We start from the raw sequence: 5,188 nt of genomic DNA, 5'->3' as shown, positions 1-5,188 counted from the left end.
CCCCGCCGACGCGGTTCAGTCCGCGACGGCGGTGCCGGCCAAACTCCTGGGCCTCGACGCCACGCTGGGGAGCTTAAGAGCTGGGATGCGTGCGGACATCGTTACCGTCGACCGCGATTTCAGCCCGGTTGCCGTGTTGCGCGCCGGTCAGGTGCTCGACCGGCCCTGAGCCCGGGTCAGACGCCGACGGTCCGCGAGCGCACCGCGACCGGCGTCGTTCCGGCAGCGGCCCGGGCGCCCGCGAGGCGCGCGGCCGCCGCTTCGTCGGCGACGACGGTCACGTGAGGGTGCAACTGGAGAATCGAGGCGGGGCAGTCCGGCGTGATGGGGCCGCTCAGCGCGGTGTGCAGGATGTCGGCTTTGTCCGCTCCACTGACCACCAGCAGCAGCTGGCGCGCTTCGAGGATTGTGCCCAGGCCCTGGGTGATGCAGCTGTCCGGGACGTCGTCGGGCGAAGCGAAGTAGCGGGCGTTGGCCTGGCGGGTGCGCTCCGTGAGGGCTTCCACCCGGGTGCGCGAGTCCAAGGCGGAGCCGGGCTCGTTGAACGCCACATGGCCGTTGTGGCCAATGCCGAGGATCTGCACGTCGATCCCGCCGGCCTGAGCGATCGCAGCATCGTAGGCCGCCGCCGCCCGGTCGGGGTCCTCAGCGGCGCCCGCGGGCACAACTACCTTCGCCGGGTCCAGGTGCAGCCGCTCTGTAACCTCCCGGCGGATCACCTCGGCGTAGCTCTGCGGGTGGCCTGCGGGCAGACCCACGTACTCGTCCAGTGCGAAGCCTCGAACACCGGACATGTCCAGCCGGTGGGCGGCCAACGCGGCGTACACGGGGAGCGGGGAGCCGCCGGTTGCCAGTCCCAGGACGGTCTCCGGCTTACTGCGGACGACTGCAGCCACGATGCCGGCAGCTATGGCGCCCGTCGAGGCGGCGTCGGGCACAACAAAAAAATCCATGGGAACACTTTCTGGGACGGTGGGGTTCCGGGCGGAGCGAGGCAAGGCGGAAAGATGCGCCGGGGTTACCGGGCAGCAACGTCCTTGAGCTTTTGGCGGATGCCGTCGAAGTGCCGCTGGAGGCGCTCGGCGGCCAAAGGCTTGTCCTTGTCCGCGACCGCTTCGTAGATCTCCCAATGGATGCGGACCTGGTCCCCGAGGTTGACCGGGCCGGCGCCAAGGGCTTGATGGATCTGCCGGTACACCTTCCAGAACACATCCATGAGGTTCATCAGCAACTCGTTGTTCAGGGGGGCGTAAAGCCGGCGATGGAATTCGGCATCGAGCTCGGCAAACGGCTCGCCCGCGGCGGCCGCCATTTCCATGCCTTCCATGACAGCGCGGAGGTCGCCGAGCTGTTCGTCCGTCACCAGATCGATGGCCCGGCCAATGAGTCCGGATTCCAAGGCCTGCCGCACGTCGACGAGTTCCATGGCTTCCTCGCCGTGGTGCCGCAGGGACAGCTTCCCGCGGAAGACCAGGCCCTCCGTCAGGGCGCTGAAGTTGTTCGGGGCGACGAAGGTTCCGAAGCCATGGCGGATTTCGATCACGCCGAGGGCCTGCAGCACTTTCAGGGATTCCCGGACGGTGTTCCGGCCCACCCCCAGAACTGCAGAAAGCTCACTTTCGGTCGGCAGGGAATCCCCCACGTCCAGCCCCTGCTCAAGGATCAGGTCCATAATCCTGGTCTGGAGGGCGTGGGACCTGATTTGCGCGCTATATCGGGCAGACGACACTCCCTGCGGTGCTATTGTCACGTCATCTCCTTCGCCCGCGCATCTTGGCGCGGCAACTAGTCTCCATACATCCTAGCGGAGATGGGACGTCCTTTGTCCTCTTTGGTGGCAAAACTTCTATCGGTCGTGATGAAGTTTGTCCAGATTTCAGCAAAGTGTCCCACAATTTTCCAGATGGGACGTAGGATCACCTATCGAACGCACGCGACAATCCGGAGACCGCCATGCCCCTCTTTGACCTTCCACTGGACCAGCTGCGCGCCTACAGCTCATCCGCCGTCGAGCCCGACGACTTCGATGCGTTCTGGGAAGGGACCGTTACCGAAGCCCGCGACTTTCCGCTGGCCGCCGTCTATACGCCGGTGGAGAACCAGCTGCGCGTGATTGACAGCTTCGATGTCTCCTTCGCCGGCTTCGGCGGGGCCCGGATCAAGGGCTGGCTGCACCTGCCGGCCAACCGGGATGCCGGGAGCCCGCTGCCCGTGGTGGTGCAGTACGTCGGCTATTCGGGCGGGCGCGGCCTGGTCCAGCAGGACACAAAGTGGGCGCAGGCCGGGTACGCGCACTTCATCATGGACACCAGAGGCCAGGGCTACGGCGGCAGCCTGGGCGAGACCGCGGACGCGCATCCTTCAGCCGGAGCGGTGTCCTTCGCCGGCGTGATGACCCGCGGTATTTCCAGCAGGGAGGACTACTACTACCGGCGCGTCTTCGTGGACGCCTTCCGGGCCATCGAGGCGGCGCAGAGCCACCCCGACGTCGACGCCGGGAAGGTACTTCTTGCCGGCGTCAGCCAAGGCGGAGGTTTGGCCGTCGCAGCCGCCGGCCTGGCGGGTGGGCGCCTGGACGGCATCCTTGGCACCATGGCGGACGTGCCGTTCCTGCAGGATTTTTCCCGCGCCATTGATCTGGCCCCGCGCGGCCCGTACACGGAAATTGCGGGTTTCCTCTCCCGACACCGGGACCGCTACGAGCCCGCCCTGGCCGTCCTAAACTACTTCGACGGCGTCCATTTGGGCCGCCGGGCAACGGCGCCCGCACTGTTCTCCGTGGCACTCATGGACGACGTTTGCCCGCCGTCAACGGTCTTTGCCGCCTACAACGCCTACGGGGCCGGCGCAGCCGGCGCGAGCGCGGCCGCCCCGAACCCGGGCCCCGTCAAGGCGCTTGAGGTCTACCGCTTCAACAACCACGAAGGCGGCCAGGAACACCACTGGGTCAAACAGCTTCACTACGTGGCTGGGCTGCTGGCCTGCTAGACGTTGCTACGTCCGTGGCCGGCATCGCAATAACGGCGACGACGGTTAGAACGGCACCGGCCAGCACCGCGAGGAACACAGCCGAGGAGGCCGACACGATCGTGTGCGGATCAGTTCCGCCGCCCGGGGTGCCGGCGTAGATCGCGTTGGCTACCGCACCGAAAACGGCGACGCCGATCGAGCTGCCGATCGAACGTGCGAAAAGATTAGTCCCCGTGACGACGCCGCGCTCGTTCCATTCGACGCTCGATTGGGCGGCAATGAGGCTTGGGGTCGCGACCAGCCCGAGACCGAGACCGACAATGAAACAAGCCGCCGCCACGAGCAAGATGTTGGGCGTGGAGGCGGTAAGGGCAAGCACCGCCGCGCCGATGACCGTGACCGTGATGCCGATCAGGGCGGTCCGCCGGAACCCGATCCGAAGATAGAAGCGGCCCGATTGCGACGCACTGATCGGCCAGCCGAGAGTCAACGCGGCCAAGGCAAGCCCGGCCAGGATCGGGGAGGTCGAAAGCGCGCCCTCCAGGAAGGTGGGGACGTATGAGGTCAGGCCGAGCATGACGGCACCGACGCCGAAGGAGACCATCGCCGTCGTCGCCAGCAGGCGCTTGGATACGACCCACGGCGGCAGGACCGGCTCCGCTGCCCGCCGCTCGACAAGGAGGAAGGCGGCCAAGAAGACTGCTCCGACTGCAAACACGGCGATACTGACGGCGGAGTTCCAGGCCCAGGCCTGGCCGCCCTCGAGGGCCCCGAGGATGATCAAGCTGAGCGAGACCGTCAGCAGTCCGGCCCCAAGGTAGTCGATCCGGTGCTTCGCCCGCTCGACATTCTCGTGGAACGTCCGGAGCAGCATCCAGCCGGCCAGGAGGCACAGCGGGATGTTCACGAAGAAGATCCCGCGCCAGATGCCCAGTGAGGAGAACACGCCGCCGAGGGTCGGGCCTACCACCGAAGAGATAGCCCAGACGCTCGCCAGATAGCCCTGCACCTTGGCCCGCTCCGTCAGGGTGTAGATGTCGCCGGCAATCGTGATGGCCACCGGCTGGACCGCTCCCGCGCCCAGGCCCTGCAGGACGCGGAACGCGATGAGGGCCGGCATGCTCCAGGCCACCCCGCAGAGGATCGAACCAAGCAGGAACAGGCCGATACCGAGGAGGATGATCGGCTTGCGGCCCACGACGTCGGAGAGCTTCGCATAGACGGGCACAGACACGGCCTGCGCCAACAGGTAGGCCGAGAAAAGCCAGGGGAAGGACGTGAAACCGCCAATGTCAGCCACGATCGAGGGCACCGCCGTCGCGACGATCGTCGAGTCGATCGCCACCAGGCCGGTTGAAAGCATCAAGGCAATGAGAATAGGTCCCCGCCGGGAACGGAAACCGACCCCCTCGGCAGGCGTTGTTGTCACGTGATCATGCTCCCGTCGTCACCACAGGCGCGTCGCGCCCGGACCCGGTTTTCGGCGTCCCAGTGCACAACTGCGAGAGATACCAGATTAGTCCCGGACGCGGACCTACTTGCGGCGACTCACATCCAACCCGCAGGTCAGGTTCTTCGTGGGGCCCCCTGTCGGATTCGAACCGACGACCCCCGCTTTACAAGAGCGGTGCTCTGGCCAACTGAGCTAAGGAGGCAATCCGCGCCGTCGTCGCTCGGCGCAAAATGAAGCCGGACGCTGGGCGCTAGATAAGGGTAGCCCACGGACGCCTGCGGGTAAAAAATGCGCAAAAAGCAGCCCGGCCCGGAGGAATCCGGGGCCGGGCTGCTTTCACAGGCGGGGTGCCTACTTCTTGGCGTCCACCGCGGCCTGGAGGAACTGGTCGAACGGGGTCTTGGCGCTGTCGCCCGTTCCCCACTGCTTGCCCTCGACGAAGACGGTGGGAGTTCCGGTGACCCCGATCGAGGCCGCCTCCTGCGTCGCGTTCTTCACGTACGGCCGGTAGGTCTTGTTATCCACGCACTGGTCGATGTTCTTGGCCCCGGTGTCCGTGGCCAGCTTCTTCAGGTCGTTGTCGGAGAGACCGGCGCTGCCCTCGGCGGGCTGTTTGGCGAACAGCGCGTCGACAAAGTCCGAGTACTTCTCCGGGGATTCGTTCACTACACAGGCCGCGGCGTTGGCCGCACGCGAGGAGTAGTTGGTGGTGGACCGGCTGTCCAGGAAGCCCAGCGGCCGGTATTCGACGGTGATCTTGCCGTC

General features: G+C 66.3%; 6 protein-coding genes and 1 tRNA gene. 2 read left to right on the top strand and 5 right to left on the bottom strand.

Annotation, left to right across the window (positions count from 1 at the left end; translation table 11 throughout):
- Positions 1–169, top strand: a 169-nt coding sequence (locus AB4Y86_RS11590) for an amidohydrolase family protein (protein WP_441402376.1), incomplete at its 5' end; no start/stop codon positions are given.
- A 7-nt stretch (positions 170–176) separates the two neighbouring features.
- Here AB4Y86_RS11590 and AB4Y86_RS11585 read toward each other — a convergent pair.
- Positions 177–953: a glucosamine-6-phosphate deaminase gene (locus tag AB4Y86_RS11585; RefSeq protein WP_441402374.1), complete on the bottom strand. Its 777-nt coding sequence runs from the start codon at positions 951–953 to the stop codon at positions 177–179.
- Between the two features lie 65 nt (positions 954–1,018).
- Positions 1,019–1,672 carry a FadR/GntR family transcriptional regulator gene (locus tag AB4Y86_RS11580; RefSeq protein WP_441402373.1) on the bottom strand — a complete coding sequence of 218 codons (654 nt, stop codon included), beginning with the start codon at positions 1,670–1,672 and terminating at the stop codon, positions 1,019–1,021.
- Positions 1,673–1,953: 281 nt separating this feature from the next.
- On the opposite strand from AB4Y86_RS11580, the gene AB4Y86_RS11575 reads away from it, so the two are divergent.
- Positions 1,954–2,988 (top strand): acetylxylan esterase, encoded by a 1,035-nt coding sequence (locus AB4Y86_RS11575; RefSeq protein ID WP_441402372.1) that lies wholly within the window; start codon positions 1,954–1,956, stop codon positions 2,986–2,988.
- Here the strand turns inward: AB4Y86_RS11575 and AB4Y86_RS11570 are convergent.
- The 3 genes from AB4Y86_RS11570 to AB4Y86_RS11560 all read right to left on the bottom strand — a co-directional run.
- Positions 2,948–4,333, bottom strand: coding sequence for an MFS transporter (locus AB4Y86_RS11570; protein WP_441402375.1), 1,386 nt, complete (start codon positions 4,331–4,333; stop codon positions 2,948–2,950). The two genes, AB4Y86_RS11575 and AB4Y86_RS11570, sit on opposite strands and share 41 nt — an antisense overlap.
- A gap of 215 nt (positions 4,334–4,548) precedes the next feature.
- Positions 4,549–4,625: transfer RNA gene (locus tag AB4Y86_RS11565), tRNA-Thr, on the bottom strand.
- Positions 4,626–4,774: 149 nt separating this feature from the next.
- Positions 4,775–5,188: DsbA family protein (locus tag AB4Y86_RS11560; RefSeq protein WP_441402371.1), on the bottom strand; the 414-nt coding region annotated here is incomplete at its 5' end.

Origin of the sequence: Arthrobacter sp. 2YAF22_2, from assembly GCF_052114645.1 — a bacterium.
Classification (GTDB): Bacteria; Actinomycetota; Actinomycetes; order Actinomycetales; family Micrococcaceae; genus Arthrobacter.
This window is presented reverse-complemented; position numbering and strand designations above follow the sequence as displayed.

Excerpts from the sequence above, each read along its gene's own strand:
- AB4Y86_RS11585 (WP_441402374.1), bottom strand. The coding sequence starts at position 953 with ATGGATTTTTTTGTTGTGCCCGACGCCGCCTCGACGGGCGCCATAGCT.
- AB4Y86_RS11580 (WP_441402373.1), bottom strand. The coding sequence starts at position 1,672 with ATGGACCTGATCCTTGAGCAGGGGCTGGACGTGGGGGATTCCCTGCCG.
- AB4Y86_RS11575 (WP_441402372.1), top strand. The coding sequence starts at position 1,954 with ATGCCCCTCTTTGACCTTCCACTGGACCAGCTGCGCGCCTACAGCTCA.
- AB4Y86_RS11570 (WP_441402375.1), bottom strand. The coding sequence starts at position 4,333 with ATGCTTTCAACCGGCCTGGTGGCGATCGACTCGACGATCGTCGCGACG.